Origin of the sequence: Enterobacter cloacae complex sp. ECNIH7 (assembly GCF_002208095.1) — a bacterium.
Lineage (GTDB): Bacteria > Pseudomonadota > Gammaproteobacteria > Enterobacterales > Enterobacteriaceae > Enterobacter > Enterobacter cloacae_M.
Window position 1 is genome coordinate 4,903,334 of sequence record NZ_CP017990.1, and the last position, 19,798, is coordinate 4,923,131.

General features: G+C 55.6%; 17 protein-coding genes, 2 tRNA genes and 1 rRNA gene. 3 read left to right on the plus strand and 17 right to left on the minus strand.

Annotated features, from left to right (window positions below):
* Positions 1 to 40: 40 nt before the first annotated feature.
* The 7 genes from WM95_RS24460 to pepQ all read right to left on the minus strand — a co-directional run bounded on the left by WM95_RS24460 (position 41) and on the right by pepQ (position 6,195).
* Positions 41 to 116, minus strand: a tRNA-Ala gene (locus WM95_RS24460).
* Between the two features lie 42 nt (positions 117 to 158).
* Positions 159 to 235 (minus strand) — tRNA-Ile (locus WM95_RS24465).
* A gap of 69 nt (positions 236 to 304) precedes the next feature.
* Positions 305 to 1,846, minus strand: a 16S ribosomal RNA gene (locus WM95_RS24470).
* Positions 1,847 to 2,200: 354 nt separating this feature from the next.
* The gene (gene hemG, locus WM95_RS24480) at positions 2,201 to 2,746 is read right to left on the minus strand and encodes a menaquinone-dependent protoporphyrinogen IX dehydrogenase (protein ID WP_063408164.1); all 546 of its coding nucleotides are present in this window, start codon (positions 2,744 to 2,746) and stop codon (positions 2,201 to 2,203) included.
* 10 nt (positions 2,747 to 2,756) lie between these two features.
* Positions 2,757 to 4,208 (minus strand): Trk system potassium transporter TrkH, encoded by a 1,452-nt coding sequence (gene trkH / locus WM95_RS24485; RefSeq protein ID WP_023309600.1) that lies wholly within the window; start codon positions 4,206 to 4,208, stop codon positions 2,757 to 2,759.
* Positions 4,209 to 4,249: 41 nt separating this feature from the next.
* Positions 4,250 to 4,864, minus strand: coding sequence for an IMPACT family protein (locus WM95_RS24490; RefSeq protein ID WP_023309601.1), 615 nt, complete (start codon positions 4,862 to 4,864; stop codon positions 4,250 to 4,252).
* Entirely contained in the window at positions 4,864 to 6,195 is a 1,332-nt protein-coding gene (gene pepQ / locus WM95_RS24495; protein ID WP_032662849.1) for a Xaa-Pro dipeptidase, read from the minus strand. Before pepQ ends, WM95_RS24490 begins: the two co-directional genes overlap by 1 nt.
* A gap of 190 nt (positions 6,196 to 6,385) precedes the next feature.
* Between pepQ and fadB the strand changes: the two genes are divergently transcribed.
* Positions 6,386 to 8,575, plus strand: a complete 2,190-nt coding sequence (fadB, locus tag WM95_RS24505; protein ID WP_063408165.1) for a fatty acid oxidation complex subunit alpha FadB — start codon at positions 6,386 to 6,388, stop codon at positions 8,573 to 8,575.
* 9 nt (positions 8,576 to 8,584) lie between these two features.
* Positions 8,585 to 9,748, plus strand: coding sequence for an acetyl-CoA C-acyltransferase FadA (gene fadA, locus WM95_RS24510; RefSeq protein WP_063408166.1), 1,164 nt, complete (start codon positions 8,585 to 8,587; stop codon positions 9,746 to 9,748).
* 125 nt (positions 9,749 to 9,873) lie between these two features.
* Here the strand turns inward: fadA and fre are convergent, their stop codons facing one another.
* Entirely contained in the window at positions 9,874 to 10,575 is a 702-nt protein-coding gene (gene fre / locus WM95_RS24515; RefSeq protein WP_008501516.1) for an NAD(P)H-flavin reductase, read from the minus strand.
* 42 nt (positions 10,576 to 10,617) lie between these two features.
* A complete protein-coding gene (gene ubiD / locus WM95_RS24520) occupies positions 10,618 to 12,108 on the minus strand; it encodes a 4-hydroxy-3-polyprenylbenzoate decarboxylase (RefSeq protein ID WP_161496003.1) in 1,491 nt (496 codons plus the stop codon).
* Positions 12,109 to 12,281: 173 nt separating this feature from the next.
* On the opposite strand from ubiD, the gene rfaH reads away from it, so the two are divergent.
* Positions 12,282 to 12,773, plus strand: a complete 492-nt coding sequence (gene rfaH, locus WM95_RS24525; RefSeq protein ID WP_023309605.1) for a transcription/translation regulatory transformer protein RfaH — start codon at positions 12,282 to 12,284, stop codon at positions 12,771 to 12,773.
* On the opposite strand, the gene tatD is transcribed toward rfaH, so the two are convergent.
* The 8 genes from tatD to rmuC form a co-directional block, all read right to left on the minus strand.
* The gene (tatD, locus tag WM95_RS24530; protein WP_063408167.1) at positions 12,770 to 13,552 is read right to left on the minus strand and encodes a 3'-5' ssDNA/RNA exonuclease TatD; all 783 of its coding nucleotides are present in this window, start codon (positions 13,550 to 13,552) and stop codon (positions 12,770 to 12,772) included. The genes rfaH and tatD overlap by 4 nt on opposite strands.
* Before the next feature lie 41 nt (positions 13,553 to 13,593).
* Entirely contained in the window at positions 13,594 to 14,364 is a 771-nt protein-coding gene (tatC, locus tag WM95_RS24535; protein ID WP_023309607.1) for a Sec-independent protein translocase subunit TatC, read from the minus strand.
* A gap of 2 nt (positions 14,365 to 14,366) precedes the next feature.
* Positions 14,367 to 14,909 (minus strand): Sec-independent protein translocase protein TatB, encoded by a 543-nt coding sequence (gene tatB / locus WM95_RS24540; protein WP_023309608.1) that lies wholly within the window; start codon positions 14,907 to 14,909, stop codon positions 14,367 to 14,369.
* A gap of 3 nt (positions 14,910 to 14,912) precedes the next feature.
* Positions 14,913 to 15,167, minus strand: a complete 255-nt coding sequence (gene tatA, locus WM95_RS24545) for a Sec-independent protein translocase subunit TatA (protein WP_023309609.1) — start codon at positions 15,165 to 15,167, stop codon at positions 14,913 to 14,915.
* Between the two features lie 76 nt (positions 15,168 to 15,243).
* Entirely contained in the window at positions 15,244 to 16,884 is a 1,641-nt protein-coding gene (gene ubiB / locus WM95_RS24550) for a ubiquinone biosynthesis regulatory protein kinase UbiB (RefSeq protein WP_023309610.1), read from the minus strand.
* Complete coding sequence (gene ubiJ, locus WM95_RS24555; RefSeq protein ID WP_047743387.1) at positions 16,881 to 17,486, minus strand: ubiquinone biosynthesis protein UbiJ; 606 nt, start codon at positions 17,484 to 17,486, stop codon at positions 16,881 to 16,883. Before ubiJ ends, ubiB begins: the two co-directional genes overlap by 4 nt.
* Before the next feature lie 13 nt (positions 17,487 to 17,499).
* Positions 17,500 to 18,255, minus strand: coding sequence for a bifunctional demethylmenaquinone methyltransferase/2-methoxy-6-polyprenyl-1,4-benzoquinol methylase UbiE (gene ubiE / locus WM95_RS24560; RefSeq protein ID WP_023309612.1), 756 nt, complete (start codon positions 18,253 to 18,255; stop codon positions 17,500 to 17,502).
* A gap of 66 nt (positions 18,256 to 18,321) precedes the next feature.
* Positions 18,322 to 19,779, minus strand: coding sequence for a DNA recombination protein RmuC (gene rmuC / locus WM95_RS24565; protein WP_063408168.1), 1,458 nt, complete (start codon positions 19,777 to 19,779; stop codon positions 18,322 to 18,324).
* Positions 19,780 to 19,798 lie beyond the last annotated feature (19 nt).

Consider the following 19,798-nt stretch of genomic DNA (forward strand, 5'->3'; position numbering starts at 1 on the left):
CAGGTTCACTCTGAAGTTTTCTTGTGTTCGCAGTAAAAGATGGTGGAGCTATGCGGGATCGAACCGCAGACCTCCTGCGTGCAAAGCAGGCGCTCTCCCAGCTGAGCTATAGCCCCATCGTTTATAATCTCTGTACCGCTCATCCTTTAAAAGGAGTTTGGTAGGCCTGAGTGGACTTGAACCACCGACCTCACCCTTATCAGGGGTGCGCTCTAACCACCTGAGCTACAAGCCTGCAGAGATTTTTACTGCTGTTTTTCATCAGACAATCTGTGTGAGCACTGCAAAGGCAGGTTCTTTAAGGTAAGGAGGTGATCCAACCGCAGGTTCCCCTACGGTTACCTTGTTACGACTTCACCCCAGTCATGAATCACAAAGTGGTAAGCGCCCTCCCGAAGGTTAAGCTACCTACTTCTTTTGCAACCCACTCCCATGGTGTGACGGGCGGTGTGTACAAGGCCCGGGAACGTATTCACCGTAGCATTCTGATCTACGATTACTAGCGATTCCGACTTCATGGAGTCGAGTTGCAGACTCCAATCCGGACTACGACGCACTTTATGAGGTCCGCTTGCTCTCGCGAGGTCGCTTCTCTTTGTATGCGCCATTGTAGCACGTGTGTAGCCCTACTCGTAAGGGCCATGATGACTTGACGTCATCCCCACCTTCCTCCAGTTTATCACTGGCAGTCTCCTTTGAGTTCCCGGCCTAACCGCTGGCAACAAAGGATAAGGGTTGCGCTCGTTGCGGGACTTAACCCAACATTTCACAACACGAGCTGACGACAGCCATGCAGCACCTGTCTCAGAGTTCCCGAAGGCACCAAAGCATCTCTGCTAAGTTCTCTGGATGTCAAGAGTAGGTAAGGTTCTTCGCGTTGCATCGAATTAAACCACATGCTCCACCGCTTGTGCGGGCCCCCGTCAATTCATTTGAGTTTTAACCTTGCGGCCGTACTCCCCAGGCGGTCGACTTAACGCGTTAGCTCCGGAAGCCACGCCTCAAGGGCACAACCTCCAAGTCGACATCGTTTACGGCGTGGACTACCAGGGTATCTAATCCTGTTTGCTCCCCACGCTTTCGCACCTGAGCGTCAGTCTTTGTCCAGGGGGCCGCCTTCGCCACCGGTATTCCTCCAGATCTCTACGCATTTCACCGCTACACCTGGAATTCTACCCCCCTCTACAAGACTCTAGCCTGCCAGTTTCGAATGCAGTTCCCAGGTTGAGCCCGGGGATTTCACATCCGACTTGACAGACCGCCTGCGTGCGCTTTACGCCCAGTAATTCCGATTAACGCTTGCACCCTCCGTATTACCGCGGCTGCTGGCACGGAGTTAGCCGGTGCTTCTTCTGCGGGTAACGTCAATTGCTGAGGTTATTAACCTCAGCACCTTCCTCCCCGCTGAAAGTACTTTACAACCCGAAGGCCTTCTTCATACACGCGGCATGGCTGCATCAGGCTTGCGCCCATTGTGCAATATTCCCCACTGCTGCCTCCCGTAGGAGTCTGGACCGTGTCTCAGTTCCAGTGTGGCTGGTCATCCTCTCAGACCAGCTAGGGATCGTCGCCTAGGTGAGCCGTTACCCCACCTACTAGCTAATCCCATCTGGGCACATCTGATGGCAAGAGGCCCGAAGGTCCCCCTCTTTGGTCTTGCGACGTTATGCGGTATTAGCTACCGTTTCCAGTAGTTATCCCCCTCCATCAGGCAGTTTCCCAGACATTACTCACCCGTCCGCCGCTCGCCGGCAAAGTAGCAAGCTACTTTCCGCTGCCGCTCGACTTGCATGTGTTAGGCCTGCCGCCAGCGTTCAATCTGAGCCATGATCAAACTCTTCAATTTAAGTTTGATGCTCGTGAATTAAACTTCGTAATGAATTACGTATGTTCACTCAGAGACTTGGTATTCATTTTTCGTCCTAGGACGTTAAGAATCCATGTCACTTTGAGTGCCCACACAGATTGTCTGATAAATTGTTAAAGAGCAGTGCCGCTTCGCTTTTCGCTGCGGCGCGGGGTGTGCATATTACGCTTTCCCGCTTCAGAGTCAAGCGATTAATTTCGCTTTTCTCTGCTGACCCGGCGGCGTGTGTGCCATTGTTCCGTGTCAGTGGAGGCGCATTATAGGGAGTTATTCCGACGTGACAAGCACAAAATACAAAAAACTTTTCGTTCGCTCACTTTTCAAACTTAACGCTTATTTATGTCGCGAATCGACCGTTAAATGTGCGATTTCTCGCGCAAAACTGGCCACCTGCGACCAGTCGGTATAAACCACTTCTTTACGCGTATCGGTTTCCCCCCCCGTCATCTTCATAATCAGGCGGATCATAAAGCGGTCATACCAGCGGTAGCGAGGGTAGCGCAGCGCGCCGGCAAAGACGGCGCACAGGTCAGGCTGCCACGGCGAGCTGAGTAAAAACTTGCGCGTGTAGCTGTTGGTCTGAGGCGTACGCTTCTCGGCTTTACGTGCGACAAGATTGACCGAGTAAAAGGCACCGGGCAATTTGTTGAGCACCGCCGTGTGCTTTTTCACAAAGCGATCCAGCGCCGGATGGAAATGCCCGTAACGAATTGACGCGCCAATTACCACGCGATCGTAATCCTGCCAGGCTATCTGCTCCGCACGGTTCAGGTTCACCACATCAGAGTAAATACCCAGCTCTTTTAATTCCGACGCCAGATAAGCGGCAATCTCACGCGTTTGTCCGTCTCGCGTAGAGAAAAGAATCAATGTTTTCATCAATGGCTCCTTACTCGCGCCAGAATGTAGGGGTGAACAGCACCAGCAGCGTAAAGACCTCAAGACGACCAAACAGCATATTGGCGATGAGGATCCATTTCGCGACCGGGTTCATGCTGGCAAAGTTATCCGCCACAACGCCCAGGCCGGGCCCGAGGTTATTCAATGTTGCTACGACGGACGCAAAGGCGGAGAAATCATCCACCCCCGTCGCAATAATAGCCAGCATACTGACGATAAAGACCAGCGCATACGCCGAGAAGAACCCCCACACCGCTTCGAGGATACGTTCCGGCAGCGCGCGGTTCCCCAGCTTAATGCTGTAAACCGCGTTCGGGTGGACCAGGCGCTTCAGCTCACGGTTGCCCTGCTTAAACAGCAGCAGAATACGAATTACCTTCAGGCCGCCGCCCGTAGAACCCGCACAGCCCCCGATAAATGCCGAGCATAACAGCAGCACCGGCAGGAACAGCGGCCAGCGCGCGATACTGTCCGTGGTAAACCCGGCGGTCGTCGCCATCGATACCACCTGGAAGAACGCCTGATTTAGCGTGGTCAGCGCGGAGTTGTAGACATCATGGAACCACAGCACCAGGGTACAGATGATTACCAGCGTAAGCTGGACGCCAATAAACATACGGAACTCCGGGTCACGCCAGTACACCTTCAGGCTGCGCCCGCTCAGTAAAGAGAAGTGCAGACCGTAGTTACAGCCTGAAATCAGCAGGAAAATGGCAATAATGGTGTTAATCGTTGGACTGTCGAAGTAGCCGACGCTGGCATCGTGGGTGGAGAACCCGCCGATAGCGATCGTCGCAAAGCTGTGTCCGATGGCGTCGAAAGCGGGCATCCCGGCAAACCATAGCGCCAGCGCACAGGCCACCGTCAGTAAGACATAGATAAGCCAGAGGGTTTTCGCCGTCTCGGCAATACGCGGGCGCATCTTGTTATCTTTCAGCGGCCCGGGCATTTCAGCGCGATAGAGCTGCATGCCGCCAACGCCCAGAATAGGGAGAATAGCCACTGCCAGGACGATGATCCCCATCCCCCCGAACCACTGCAGCATCTGGCGATAAAAGAGAATGGCGTGCGGGAGTGAATCCAGCCCCACCAGCGTCGTCGCCCCGGTGGTTGTTAAACCGGAGAACGATTCAAAAAAGGCATCCGTAATGCTCAGGTTAGGCTGTTCAGAGAAGATAAAGGGCAGCGAACCGACGCTCCCCAGCACCGTCCAGAACAGGACCACAATCAGAAATCCTTCGCGAGATTTCAGTTCACCTTTCTGACGACGGTTTGGCCACCACAGCAGCGAGCCGATCGCCAGCGCGACAAAGAAGGTCTGGGTAAATGCCCGCCCCGCGCCGTCCCGGTAGATAAGCGCCACCAGTCCTGGGAGAATCATCGTCCCGGAAAAGAGTATGACCAGCAGTCCAACGATTCGGGTTATGGCACGAAAATGCATCTCTGCCGCTTCCTTTGGTATTCAAAAAAGTGAGGTGGGGATTATTCTTCAATCGGCAGCAATTGCAACGAACCACGACTAAAATCAGCCAGTTTTGCTGAAAAAGCAGCCAGCTCCGCCTGAGGAAGCGCCACGCGTAATTTCACCATTGCCTGATATTCACTGTGCGCGATGACGCCGTTAAACTGTTTGAGCAGCGTTTCAATGCCCGATAGCTGAGCGTAATCGCACAACAAAGTATATTCGGTGAGCGGCGTTTTGCGGATAGTTGTGAGCATATTCAGTGCCTGCTGAACTCCGCCGCCATAGGCTTTTACCAGCCCACCCGTGCCTAACAGGATGCCGCCGTAGTAGCGCACCACCACGGCGGTAATTTCACCCACGCCGCTGCCCATCAGCTGCGAAAGCATGGGTTTACCGGCCGTGCCCGCCGGTTCACCGTCGTCGGAAAACCCCAGCTGTTGTGAATCATCCGGCGGCCCTGCCACCCACGCCACACAGTGGTGACGCGCGTCAGGATGTTCAGCCCGAACGGATTCGACAAACGCCTTTGCCGCCTCTACGCCGTCGGTATGCGCCAGCAGCGTAATAAAGCGGCTTTTCTTGATTTCCTCAACAAAGGTGACCGGTTCAGCCGGTATCAGCCAGCTTTCCATCAGGCCAGCTTCAGGTCTCGCGTCATATTCTCGATACCGTTTTCGTGAACCACCACGTTATCTTCGATGCGAATACCGCCAAACGGCTTCAGCGCGTCAATTTTTTCCCAGTTGAAGTGTTTGCTGAACTGGCCTTCACGCCACGGCGCCAGCAGGGATTCGATAAAGTAGATCCCCGGTTCAATCGTCAGCACCATACGCGGCTCCAGAATACGGGTGCAGCGCAGGTAAGGATATTTAGACGGTGCCGCCAGGTGCGTGCCGGTGTCATCCTGCATAAAGCCCGCAACGTCGTGAACCTGCAGGCCCAGCGGATGGCCGATACCGTGCGGCATGAATGGCCCGGTCAGATCGTTCTCGACCATCGCTTCTTCGCTCATATCTTTCACAATCTGATGTTTACGCAGCAGTTTTGCGATGCGCTGATGGAACTGGATGTGGTAATCCACATAGCTGGTTCCCGCCTTCATGGTGGCAATCAGCGCCAGCTGTTCATCGTTTACGTCTTTAATCAGCTGCGCGAAATCGGTATCCGCATTCGCCGCCCAGGTACGGGTCAGGTCGGCCGCGTAACCGTTGTACTCGGCGCCTGCGTCAAGCAGGAAGCTGCGCATCTCCGACGGAACATGGTGATCCAGTTTGGTGTAATGAAGCACGGACGCGTGCTCGTTCAGCGCGACGATATTGCTGTACGGCACGTCGGTATCACGGTGGCCCGTCGCGGTCAGATAGGCCTGATTGATGTCGAACTCGCTCATCCCCGACTGGAACGCTTCGTGCGCGGCACGGTGGCCATTCACCGCCGTTTTTTGCGCTTCACGCATGCAGTAAAGTTCGTAGTCGGTTTTATAGGCGCGGTAATAGTGCAGGTAATCCAGCACGCCTTTCGGATTGAGTTTGTCTGCCGGAATATCCAGACCCAGCGCGCGCTCCGGAACAGGGCCAATGTAGCCGATGTTGCCTCGCGCGGCAGGCAGCTGGCTACCAATACCGTCCGCTTTCGGCAGTGCAATCACATCAATCTCTTCCGTCCAGAAAGAGGTCGGCAGCGGTTCTACGTTGTGCCAGTAATCGACCGGCAGGTAGAACCACAGTTTCGGCTTGTTCACGCCGTCTACCAGCAGCCAGCAATTTGGAACCTGAGTCACCGGCACCCAGGCTTTGAACTGCGGGTTCACCTTAAACGGATAAGCGTGGTCATCCAGAAAGGTATTCATCAGCTCGCCGGAGTGGATCAGCAGCGCATCCAGCTTGAAGCGGGCCAGTACATCGCGGGTACGTTCCTGTAGGGTAACGATATGATTTTTATAAAGCGAAGCCAGTGAGTCCATCATTCTTCCTTTCGTTTTTTTGACCTCAAGTCATCGCATCTTAGCACACCTCACTCCGGCTGCGTGATTTCCACCGACCGTGATCAATGCAGCATTTTCTTAATGAGTAATTTGCATTTTATTAACATAAATCCCACACTCCGATTCATCTGGTATGACCAGATCCAATTGCTGGATTCAGGAGACTGACATGCTCTACAAAGGCGACACCCTGTACCTCAACTGGCTGGAAGATGGCATTGCCGAACTGGTGTTCGATGCCCCCGGCTCAGTGAACAAGCTTGATACCGCGACGGTGGCCAGTCTTGGCCAGGCGCTGGATGTTCTTGAAAAACAACCTGAATTAAAAGGGCTGCTGCTGCGTTCGAACAAAGCGGCCTTTATTGTCGGTGCCGATATCACCGAGTTTCTTTCGCTGTTCCTGGTCCCGGAAGAACAGCTGAGCCAGTGGCTGCACTTTGCCAACAGCGTCTTTAATCGTCTGGAAGATCTGCCTGTCCCGACTATTTCCGCCGTTAACGGCTACGCGCTGGGCGGCGGCTGCGAATGCGTACTCGCGACCGACTACCGTCTGGCGACGCCGGACCTGCGCATCGGCCTGCCGGAAACCAAGCTGGGCATCATGCCGGGCTTTGGCGGCTCCGTGCGTATGCCGCGCATGCTGGGTGCCGACAGCGCCCTTGAGATCATTGCCGCAGGTAAAGATGTCGGCGCAGAACAGGCTCAGAAAATCGGCCTGGTCGACGGCGTCGTGAAGCCAGAGAAACTGGTTGAAGGTGCGCTCGCCATTCTGCGTCAGGCCATTAACGGCGATCTCGACTGGAAAGCCAAACGCCAGCCGAAGCTGGAACCGTTAAAACTCAGCAAGATTGAAGCCACCATGAGCTTCACCATCGCCAAAGGCATGGTGATGCAGACGGCGGGTAAACACTACCCGGCACCGATCGCGGCGGTGAAAACCATTGAAGCAGCTGCTCGTCTCGGACGCGATGAAGCGCTGAAGCTCGAAAATCAGAGCTTTGTCCCTCTGGCGCACACCAATGAAGCTCGCGCGCTGGTCGGTATCTTCCTCAACGATCAGTTCGTGAAGGGTAAAGCCAGGCAGCTGACCAAAAACGTTGAGACGCCAAAACATGCGGCGGTACTCGGCGCGGGCATTATGGGTGGCGGCATCGCTTACCAGTCGGCCTGGAAAGGCGTGCCGGTAGTGATGAAAGACATCAGCGAGAAATCCCTGACGCTGGGCATGACCGAAGCGGCCAAGCTCCTGAATAAACAGCTGGAGCGCGGAAAAATTGACGGGCTGAAGCTTGCAGGTGTGATCTCCACCATTCAGCCCGTGCTGGAATACAGCGGTTTCGACCGCGTGGACGTCGTCGTTGAAGCGGTTGTTGAGAACCCGAAAGTCAAAAAAGCGGTGCTGGCAGAAACGGAAGACAAAGTTCGTCCTGAGACCGTGCTGGCTTCAAACACCTCCACCATTCCAATCAGCGAACTGGCGAGCGTGCTAAAGCGTCCGGAAAACTTCTGCGGGATGCACTTCTTCAATCCGGTACACCGAATGCCGCTGGTCGAAGTGATCCGTGGGGAAAAAACCTCTGACGAAACCATCGCTAAAGTGGTGGCATGGGCAAGCAAGATGGGCAAAACGCCGATCGTTGTTAACGACTGCCCGGGCTTCTTCGTCAACCGCGTGCTGTTCCCTTACTTCGCCGGCTTCAGCCAGCTGCTGCGCGACGGTGCGGACTTCCGCAAAATCGACAAAGTGATGGAGAAACAGTTCGGCTGGCCGATGGGCCCGGCGTATCTGCTGGACGTGGTCGGCATTGATACCGCCCACCACGCTCAGGCGGTGATGGCGGCAGGCTTCCCGCAGCGCATGCAGAAAGATTATCGCGACGCCATTGACGCTCTGTTCGACGCTAACCGCTTCGGCCAGAAAAACGGCCTAGGCTTCTGGCGCTATAAAGAAGACAGCAAAGGCAAACCGAAGAAAGAAGAAGATGCCGTGGTGGATGGTCTGCTGGCCGACGTTAGCCAGCCAAAACGCGACTTCACCGACGATGAGATCATCGCCCGCATGATGATTCCAATGATTAACGAAGTGGTGCGTTGCCTCGAAGAAGGCATTATCGCCAGCCCGGCGGAAGCGGATATGGCGCTGGTATACGGCCTGGGCTTCCCTCCGTTCCACGGCGGCGCGTTCCGCTGGCTGGACACGCTCGGCAGCGCCCGCTATCTCGATATGGCTCAGCAGTATCAGCACCTCGGCCCGCTTTATGAGGTGCCGGAAGGGCTGCGTAACAAAGCGCGCCATAACGAACCCTACTATCCAGCAGTTGAGCCAGCCCGTCCGGTTGGCGAGCTGAAAACGGCTTAAGGAGTCACAATGGAAAAGGTTGTCATTGTTGATGCGATTCGCACCCCGATGGGCCGTTCAAAAGGCGGCGCGTTCCGTAACGTGCGTGCGGAAGACCTCTCCGCGCACCTGATGCGTAGCCTGCTGGCGCGTAACCCGGCGCTGGATCCGGCTGCGCTGGACGATATCTACTGGGGCTGCGTGCAGCAGACCCTGGAGCAGGGCTTCAACATCGCCCGCAACGCGTCGCTGCTGGCGGAGATCCCGCATTCGGTTCCGGCCGTCACCGTTAACCGCCTGTGCGGTTCATCAATGCAGGCGCTGCACGACGCTGCCCGCATGATCATGACCGGCGATGCTCAGGCTTGCCTGGTGGGCGGCGTCGAGCACATGGGCCACGTGCCGATGAGCCACGGGGTCGATTTTCATCCTGGCATGAGCCGTAACGTGGCGAAAGCCGCGGGGATGATGGGCCTGACCGCCGAGATGCTCTCTCGTCTGCACGGCATTAGCCGTGAAATGCAGGATGCCTTTGCCGCGCGCTCTCACGCTCGCGCATGGGCCGCCACGCAGTCTGGTGCCTTTAAGAACGAGATCATCCCGACCGGCGGCCACGATGCAGACGGCGTTCTGAAGCAGTTCAGCTACGACGAAGTCATCCGCCCGGAAACCACCGTCGAAGCGCTTTCTACCCTGCGCCCTGCGTTTGATCCGGTCACCGGTACGGTCACGGCAGGGACCTCGTCGGCGTTGTCCGACGGCGCCGCCGCGATGCTGGTGATGAGCGAAAGCCGCGCCCGCGAGCTGGGCTTAACGCCTCGCGCTCGGGTACGTTCGATGGCGGTCGTGGGCTGCGATCCTTCAATCATGGGTTACGGCCCGGTTCCGGCCTCGAAGCTGGCGCTGAAAAAAGCGGGATTAGCCGCCAGCGACATAGACCTGTTTGAAATGAACGAAGCGTTCGCCGCGCAGATCCTGCCGTGCATTAAAGATCTGGGGCTGATGGAGCAGATCGACGAGAAGATTAACCTCAACGGCGGCGCGATCGCCCTCGGTCACCCGCTGGGCTGCTCCGGAGCGCGTATCAGCACGACGCTTATCAACCTGATGGAACGCAAAGATGCCCAGTTTGGTCTGGCAACGATGTGTATCGGGCTGGGTCAGGGTATCGCGACGGTGTTTGAGAGAGTGTAAATCAGGAAAAGTATCTCAAAGCCAATGACGTCAGAACGAACGCAGCCAACGCAGTTATGGCGTCATTGGCGAAGAGAAAGAGTTTAGTTGCCGTTCTTCCCGCCTGTCAGGGGCGGGTTTTTTATTTAAATGAAGGCAAACGCATCGCCAAACAGGCGGTCTTCACGCGCGTCACGTTCGTTGCAGAACAGGTCGCGGGCAATTTTCGCCATCTCAAAACGGCCAGCAATGTAGATATCGTGCCCTGCCAGCGTGCCGTGATCCTGCAGCACCGCCGTCAACACCGTCCCGCTACGACCACGCCAGCCCTCTTCCGGCTGCTCAACCACCGGCTCAATGCGCAGGTTAGGATGGGTTACGCTCAGCGCTTCCAGCTCTGACAGGTCGTACAGATGTTTCTCTTCGCGGCCACCCCAGTAAATGGTGATGTCACGGTCCGGGTTACGCGCCAGTGCGGTCAACAGAATAGAGCGCACATAAGAGAAGCCCGTACCGCCAGCGATCAGGATCAGCGGACGGTCTTCGTCATCGCGCAGCCACGCATCGCCGTGCGGAATATCCACCACGATTTCACGTTCCTTCAGGATCCGATCCATCACCGCCATCGCATACAGGTTAAGCTCTGACGCACCAATATGAAGCTCAATAAATTCCTGCTCCGCTGGCGTTGAGGCCATAGAGAAAGGACGCTTATCACGCTCATCCATCACGACCATCAGGTACTGACCCGCGCGGAAAGAGAATGGCGCTTCAGGCACTAAACGGACGCGATATACGGTGTCGGTGATGGCATCTACCGAGGTCACTTTACAGCTTAAGGTTGTCATTCGCTCTCTCTGTCGGGAAGTCTATAGGGCTTAACGGTTAGCTCAGGGTTTACCGTTATTCATTATGGCCAGCTCGTCCCAGATCGCGTCAATTCGCGCGGTCACGGCAGGATCTTTTTTGATCGGGCGACCCCATTCACGGTCGGTTTCGCCAGGCCATTTATTTGTGGCATCCAGTCCCATCTTTGAGCCAAGACCGGAAACCGGCGAGGCAAAATCCAGGTAATCTATCGGCGTGTTTTCGACTAACACCGTATCGCGCGCCGGGTCCATTCGCGTGGTAATGGCCCAGATTACGTCATTCCAGTCGCGGGCGTTAACGTCATCATCGCAGACAATAACAAATTTGGTATACATAAACTGGCGCAGGAAAGACCATACGCCCATCATCACGCGTTTAGCGTGACCAGGATACTGCTTCTTCATCGTGACCACCGCCATGCGGTACGAGCATCCTTCAGGCGGCAGATAAAAATCAACAATTTCCGGGAACTGCTTTTGCAGGATCGGCACAAACACTTCATTCAGCGCCACGCCCAGCACCGCCGGTTCATCCGGTGGACGTCCGGTATACGTGGAGTGATAAATCGCATCTTCACGCTGCGTAATGTGCGTCACGGTAAACACCGGGAAGTTATCCACTTCGTTGTAATAGCCGGTGTGGTCGCCGTAGGGGCCTTCTGGCGCCATTTCACCCTGCTCGAGGTAACCCTCCAGCACAATTTCCGCACTGGCCGGAACTTCGAGATCGTTAGAGATACACTTCACGACTTCGGTTTTCGTTCCGCGCAGCAGGCCTGCAAACGCATATTCAGAGAGCGTATCCGGCACGGGCGTGACGGCTCCCAGAATGGTGGCCGGATCGGCGCCTAAGGCGACAGACACCGGGAAACGCTCCCCCGGATGCGCAGCGCACCACTCCTGGAAATCCAGCGCGCCGCCGCGATGCGACAGCCAGCGCATGATGAGTTTATTCTTGCCAATCAACTGCTGGCGGTAAATACCGAGGTTTTGCCGCTCTTTGTGCGGGCCGCGCGTAACGGTCAGCCCCCAGGTGATCAGCGGAGCGGCATCTTCAGGCCAGCACTGCATAATAGGGATTTTGGTCAGATCAACCGCATCGCCTTCCAGCACTTTCTGCTGGCACGGCGCGCCGCGCAGGCGCTTGGTGGGCATGTTCAGCACCTGCTTAAACTGCGGCAGCTTGTCGAACAGATCGCGGAAGCCCTTCGGAGGCTCCGGCTCTTTCAGAAACGCCAGCAGTTTACCGACTTCACGCAGCGCAGAGACGTCTTCCTGCCCCATTCCCAGTGCGACGCGACGCGGTGTACCAAACAGGTTGCACAGCACCGGCATGGAGTAACCTTTGGGATTTTCAAACAGTAATGCGGGGCCACCGGCACGCAGGGTGCGGTCAGCAATTTCTGTCATTTCCAGATAAGGATCGACAGGAAGTGTAATACGTTTGAGTTCACCCTGCTTTTCCAGCAGCGTCAGGAAGTCGCGGAGATCGTGGTATTTCATGCAGTTAATCATGGCCCCTCTGTAAGCGCTTCATTATACGGCGTAAGCCTGCTTGATGCTGTAATTTTGTTAAATAAGCGTGAACTTATGCGTTCTGTTCCATTTTCCCCCATTATAATCAACTTAGCGATCCCGCCAGGGTTTTGATATGCTTGCGCCCCGAACTAAGGGAAAGAGTGATTATGCAGGCCTGGTATTTACTGTATTGCAAACGCGGGCAACTTCAGCGCGCGCAGGAACATCTTGAACGTCAGTCTGTCAATTGCCTGACACCCGTGATCACGCTTGAAAAAATGCAGCGCGGGAAGCGCACAACCGTCAGTGAGCCGCTGTTCCCGAACTACTTGTTTGTGGAGTTCGACCCGGAAGTCATCCATACCACCACCATCAGCGCAACGCGCGGCGTCAGCCACTTCGTTCGTTTTGGTGCCCATCCGGCAACGGTTCCGTCGACGGTCATTCATCAGCTGTCGATTTATCAACAGCCTGAGGGGATCACCGACCCCGAAACCCCTTACACGGGCGATAGCGTCGTGATTACCGAAGGCGCTTTCGAAGGCCTGCAGGCGATTTTTGCCGAGCCGGACGGGGAAGCGCGCTCTATGCTGTTGCTCAATCTGCTGAACAAGCAGGTGCTGCAGAGCGTTAAAAACACCGACTTCCGCAAGCTTTAAACGTTTATTCCGAACAGATTACGCACGTTGTCATCCGTCTGCGCCGAAAGCCAGTGCGGATCCTCTCCGCGCCACTTCGCGACGCTCTCAACAATGTGCCCCAGATACGCGGGCTCATTCCGCCGCGATGCAGGTTTGGGTTTCATATCGCGCGGTAGCAGATAAGGCGCATCGGTTTCGAGGAGCAGCCGGTCAGCCGGGATTACTGGCAACAGCTCACGAAGTTCAAGCCCGCGGCGCTCATCGCAAACCCAGCCGGTAATACCCAGATAAAGCCCTCGCCTCAGGCAATCCAGCGCTTCCTGCCGTGAACCGGTGAAGCAGTGCAGTACCGCGCCGGGCAGTTTCTCCAGCCACGGATCCAGAAGTGCCAGGAAACGCTCATGCGCGTCGCGGCAGTGCATAAACACGGGCATTTCAAGCTCTGCTGCGAGCGCAAGCTGGGCAGTAAACGCCTTTTCCTGCTCTTCAGGCGTGGAAAAATTACGGTTGAAATCGAGACCGCATTCGCCGATCGCCACCACTTCTGGCATTTTCGCGAGACTGTACAGGGTTTCGCTGCTATCTGCGGTCCACTGGCTGCTGTCGTGAGGATGCACACCAGCGGTAGACCAACAGCGATCGTAGCCTTGAGCCAGCTGCTGCGCCTGCTCGCTCTCATGCAGGTTGGTGCCCGTCAGCAGCAGTCCTTTCACCCCGGCGGCAAACGCGCGCGCAACCACCTCATCACGATCTTTCGCAAACTGCGAGCTGGTCAGGTTGAATCCGATATCAAACATGGAAATCCCTATATAACAACCGCCCTGACGGGCGGCTGATTTTACTCTTCAGTGGTCTTGTCGGACGTATCGTCTTCGTCATCCGCTCGACGCCCTTTACCCACGTAGAACCGTGAGAAGAAGACGCCGACCTCAAACAAGCAGTACATCGGTATGGCCAGCAGCGTCTGCGAGAAAACATCCGGCGGTGTCAGCAGCATGCCGACCACGAAGGCGCCCACCAGAATATATGGACGCTTCTTACGCAGGTCATCCGGGGTCGTTACTCCTACCCAGCAGAGCAGCACAATGGCCACCGGCACTTCGAATGCCACGCCAAACGCCATAAACAGCGCCATCACAAAGCTGAGGTAGCTGGCGATATCCGTCGACACCTGGACCCCTTCCGGAGCGGTATGCGTCAGGAAGCCGAAGGCCAGCGGGAAGACGACGAAATAGGCAAACGCCATGCCGATATAGAACAGCAGCGAGCTGGACACCAGCAGCGGGATCACCAGCTTACGTTCATGCTTATACAGCGCTGGCGCCACAAACGCCCACACCTGGTAAAGAATGACCGGTGCAGAGGCAATCAACGACACCCAAAAGGTCAGCTTGATGGGGGTAAAGAACGGAGAAGCAACGTCTGTTGCAATCATCGTTGCGCCCAGCGGCATCTGCTTAATCAGCGGCGCAGAGACCACCTGATAGATATCGTTGGCAAAATAGACCAGGCACAGGAATATGAGCAAAACCGCAATAATGCAGTTTAACAGGCGCTTACGCAGCTCAATGAGGTGCGTAATCAGCGGTTGAGTATCATCTACTGCCATGTTTACGCTTTATCACTCGACGAGGGGGATGATTCGGAAACGGACGCAGCGGGCTTCACTTCCGCCGCTTTTGCCACTGGCTCTTCTGGCTGCGCCTGTTTTTTCAATTCGGTTTCGTGCGGCGTCTGTTCTGGTGCGGCAGCCTGATGTTCAGCACTGGCAGGCGTTACGCCTTCGCGCTGCTCCTCGCTGCCCTTAACCACCGGGTTATGGATGGTGTTCGCTTCATCGCTCGCTTTTTCAGGATCGTTAACGCTATAGGAGCGCTTCATCGATTCCGCCGCTTCGCGCAGCTCATCCATTGACGCTTTCAGTTCCGGCGTCAGGTTATCCATGCTCGCCTTCTCGACCTTTTTCAGGCTTTCCTGAAATTCCTGCAGCTTAAGCTCCTGTGCCAGTTCATTCTGAACGGTCGATGCCAGCGATCTCAGCGCACGAACCCAGCCCGCAACGGTTTTCACTGCCACCGGCAGACGCTGCGGCCCCAGCACAATCAGGCCAATCACAAAGACCAGCAGGAGCTCACTAAAACCAATGTCGAACACGACTTACACCTGCTCTTTATCGTGGCGTTTAGCGTCTTCCTTTTTGGCTTCTTCTTGCTTGTCGGCGATGGATTTAGCAGTAAAGTCAGCGTCCTGGCTGGTTTTATCCTGCTTGCTCTCATCATCGCTCATCGCTTTCTTGAAGCCTTTGATAGACGCGCCCAGATCGGAACCAATAGAACCGAGCTTTTTGGTGCCAAACAGCAGCACGACGATGACGGCAATAATGACTAATTGCCAGATACTGATACCACCCATACATGTTCCTCAGGGATAGATGATTAATGAGTCAGGTCGCATTATACGTATGCGACCCGTCGATAGCGACGCACGCTCAGCGCGTTTTTCGCCAGCCTGCTAGCCAGACTACCACCCCGCCAGCCATCAGCCAGGCGGGCATCATCTGCCAGTCCGGACGGTTGATCAGCAACAGCGTACCGCTCAGTAGCAGCGTTGCGCCAATCCCAAAGAGATAGCGTGACTGTCCCTGGCGAACACGGCTGGACTGAAGCTCGCGGGCGATTTTATCCATGCTGTGCTGAAGGTTCTTGCTCTGACGCAAACTGTCATAAACCAGTTCAGGAATTTCAGGCATTTTTTCTATCCAGAACGGACCTTTCTCCTTCAGCGAGCGCACCAGCGCCGGAATGCCAACCTGATCCTTAATCCAGGATTCAAGGAAAGGTTTCGCGGTCTTCCACAAGTCTAACTGAGGATAGAGCTGTCGGCCTACACCCTCAACGTAAAGTAATGTTTTCTGAAGTAAAACTAGCTGTGGCTGAACTTCCATATTAAAGCGGCGAGCCGTGTTAAACAGGTTCAACAGCACGTGCCCGAAGGAGATTTCCGCCAGCGGTTTCTCAAAAATCGGTTCGCAAACGGTCCGGATCGCGAACTCAAACTCTTCGACGTTGGTATCCGGCGGCACCCAGCCGGAATCAACGTGCAGCTCGGCCACCTTACGGTAGTCGCGGTTGAAGAACGCGATGAAGTTCTCAGCCAGATACCGTTTATCTTCTTTGTTCAGCGACCCCACAATCCCGCAGTCGATACCGATATACTTCGGATCCTCAGGATGCTCGTAGCTTACGAAGATATTGCCCGGATGCATGTCCGCATGGAAAAAGCTGTCGCGGAACACCTGGGTAAAGAAGACCTGTACGCCACGTTCGGCCAGGAGCTTCATGTTTGTTCCCTGTTTCTCCAGGGCCACCACATCCGAAACCGGAATACCGTAGATACGCTCCATCACCATCATATTCTGGCTGCAGTAGTCAGAATAGACTTCAGGTACATAGAGCATCGGGCTGTTTTCAAAGTTGCGACGCAGCTGAATGGCGTTTGCCGATTCGCGCAGCAGGTTAAGCTCATCAATCAGCGTTTTTTCATATTCCCGCACCACTTCCAGTGGACGAAGGCGACGCCCGTCCGGCAGCAGGCGTGGCACCCAGCGCGCCAGACGATAAATCAGCTTCATGTCCGCTTTGATGACTGGCAGGATGTCCGGACGAATGACCTTAATAACGACTTCTTTGCCGTTTTCTTTCAGACGCGCGGTATGCACCTGCGCAATAGAAGCCGATGCCAGTGGGTTAATGTCGAAATCGTCAAACCAGGTCTCGACGGGTACATTTCCCATCGCCTCTTCAATTTGCTTTTTCGCGCGCGCGCCGTCAAACGGTGCGACGCGATCCTGCAGCATCGCAAGCTCATCGGCAATCAGAGGCGGGAAGAGATCGCGGCGGGTCGACAGCATCTGCCCGAATTTAATCCAAACCGGACCGAGTTCCTGCAGCGCCAGGCGCAGACGCTCACCCAGCGGTTGACCTTTATGGCGATTGGGCATCCAGAAGAGCATCCGCCGCCAGATACGAAGCGGCAGCGTGATACGCATTTTGGGGATAAGCTCGTCGAGCCCGTAGCTCAAAAAGGTGCGAATAATAAAATAGAGGCGCCGAATTTCACCAGGCGTCATTTGCCCTCCAGTTTTTCCAGCCGTTTGGTTAACGCATCAACCGCACGTTCAACAGCAGCGGTCTCTTCCGAAAACCATGCAACTTCCAGTGGCCCGGGCGCCATTCGCCACTCCTCAGTCAGCACTTCCGCCGCATAGCGTTGCTGGCGCTGGAGGCTTTTACGCGCAAAGGAGGCGCCGCCATGAAGAACTTTCCCGATGCCTTCGGCGGCAATGTCGCCGATAAAAGGCGCGAGTAGCTCTGCCGGATCGAACTCCGCCAGGTCGGTGAGCGCAACGAAGTTCTGCACGACCTGAATGTCGCCCTCCACTTCCAGCTCACCGCTGCGGATAAGCGCCGTTAATTGCTGGCGATCGCGCAGTTTTGGCAGCACGCTCATGTGCGTGATGACCGAGCAGTCGGCCTCACCTTCCCACGCCCCCAGAACGTCAAGTTGACGTTCGCTGAATACCAGCACAAGCGGCGTCGATAACTCTTTTAAAACAATGCGTAATACCTTCCCGTTTAGCCGCTGACGTGCAGCTTTCAGCGCCGGAGCGCGATACAGAAAAGCGTTCAGCACATTCTCGACGCCTGCGGAGACTAAGGGTTTAAAGGGCACGGGACACCTCCACTCAGAATTTGTAACCGCGATGCAGCGCGACGACACCCGCCGTCAGGTTGAAATATTCAACGTTCTCAAATTCCGCGTCCTGCATCATGGCTTTTAATGTGTCCTGATCCGGGTGCATACGGATAGACTCCGCCAGATAGCGGTAGCTTTCAGCGTCGTTAGCCACCAGCTCACCAATACGCGGCAGCACGTGGAAGGAATAGGCGTCGTAGGCTTTGCTCAGCGGCTCAATGATCGGTTTAGAGAACTCGAGCACCAGCAGACGTCCACCCGGCTTCAGCACGCGGTACATAGAGCGCAGCGCTTTTTCTTTATCAGTCACGTTACGCAGACCGAAAGAGATCGTGATGCAATCAAAGGTATTGTCCGGGAATGGCAGCGCTTCGGCGTTTGCCTGCACATACTCCACATTCCCCACCACGCCGATGTTACGCAGCTTTTCGCGTCCCATTTTCAGCATGGAGTCATTAATATCGGCGAGAACAACGCGACCGGTTTCGCCCACCAGACGGGAGAACTTCGCGGTTAAATCGCCCGTACCACCGGCTAAATCCAGCACCGTTTGTCCACGGCGTACGCCGCTACAGTCAATGGTGAAGCGCTTCCACAAGCGATGAATGCCAAACGACATCAGGTCATTCATCACATCGTACTTCGCCGCCACGGAATGAAATACGTGGGCCACCATGTCAGCTTTCTGCGCTTTGGCAACAGTCTGAAAGCCAAAGTGCGTTGTGTCTTGTGAATCGTCAGCCATCTCAGAGCCTGCTTATCAGTAAAATGTTCGTGAAGTGTAACAGATTGGGCGCGTTTGCCCTACGTTTCAACCACCGCGAAAGAAACGCGCCGGAGTCTCGTCTGGTGATAAATCCGCCGCTAACGTATTGTCTTCACTGTTTGTATTTTGTTCGTCCGCACCTTCTCGCAGGCGAAACTCGTCGTCCTGGGCGGTGGCCTGTTCGACCAATTCCGGATTAATCTCGCGTTTAACCTCAACCCCCAGGCTACGGAATGATTCGGCCTGTGCCAGCAGATTGCCACGTCCGGAGGCGAGTTTTTTCATCGCCTGGCGGTAGTTATCCTGCGCACGATCCAGGCTCTGCCCGACTGAAGACATGTCGTCCACGAAGAGGCGCATTTTGTCGTAAAGCTTGCTGGCACGATCGGCAATCTGCTGAGCGTTGCGGCTCTGGTGCTCATAGCGCCATAGGTTCGCAATGGTGCGTAACGCCACCAGCAGCGTGGTGGGGCTGACCAGCATAATGTTATTTTTGAGCGCTTCGGTGATAAGCTCGGGCTGTCTGTCGAGCGCCAGCAGGAACGCGGGTTCTACCGGGATGAACATCAGGACATAGTCCAGCGAGCGCAGACCCGGCAGCTGCTGGTAGTCTTTTCTGCCAAGCAGGCGAATATGATTACGCACGGAGGCAATGTGCTCCTGCAGCGCAGACTCGCGCGTGTAATCATCGTCCGCATTAAAGTAGCGTTCATACGCCACCAGCGTCATTTTGGCGTCAATCACCACATCTTTACCCTGCGGCAGCCGCACGATCACATCCGGCTGCATTCGCGAGCGGGCGTCGTTTTCGATACTCACCTGCGTTTCGTATTCATATCCTTCCCGCAGTCCAGAGGCCTCCAGCACGCGGGTCAGCACCACTTCTCCCCAGTTGCCCTGGGTTTTGTTATCCCCTTTCAGCGCGCGGGTCAGATTGACCGCTTCCTGCGCCATTTGCGCATTCAGCTGCTGAAGATTGCGAATCTCATGCGCCAGCGTGTGTCGCTCGCGGGCTTCCTGACCAAAGCTGTCCTGCACCTGACGGCGAAAACCGTCCAGCTGTTCGCGCAGCGGCGTCAGCAGGCTGTTCAGGCTCTGGCGGTTCTGTTCGTCAACGCGGCGGTTGCTGTGCTCAAAAATCCGGTTGGCGAGGTTCTCAAACTGTTCGCTGAGGCGCTGCTCGCTGTTGATCATCTGGCGGATTTTGTCTTCCGCATGCAGCTGGGTGGATTCAAGACGGGTAGTGACTTCGCGGAGATCGGCCTCCAGCGAGGTGTTGATATCTCGCAGGTTGCGCAGCTCGTTGTTAAGCAGCTCGCACTCCTCTCGCCAGTGGTCACTCAGCGCAAGCTGCTGCTTTGCCGCACTTAATTCAGCGACTATCTCTTCGCGCTCTGCCAGCTGGTCGGCCTTCTGCTGTGCATGCTGATAGCTGGAAATGAGCCAGCCTATCGCCACGCCCGCCACCGCAATTACCGCGTAAATCAGGATCGAGATATCCACAATGCCCCCTGCATCAACG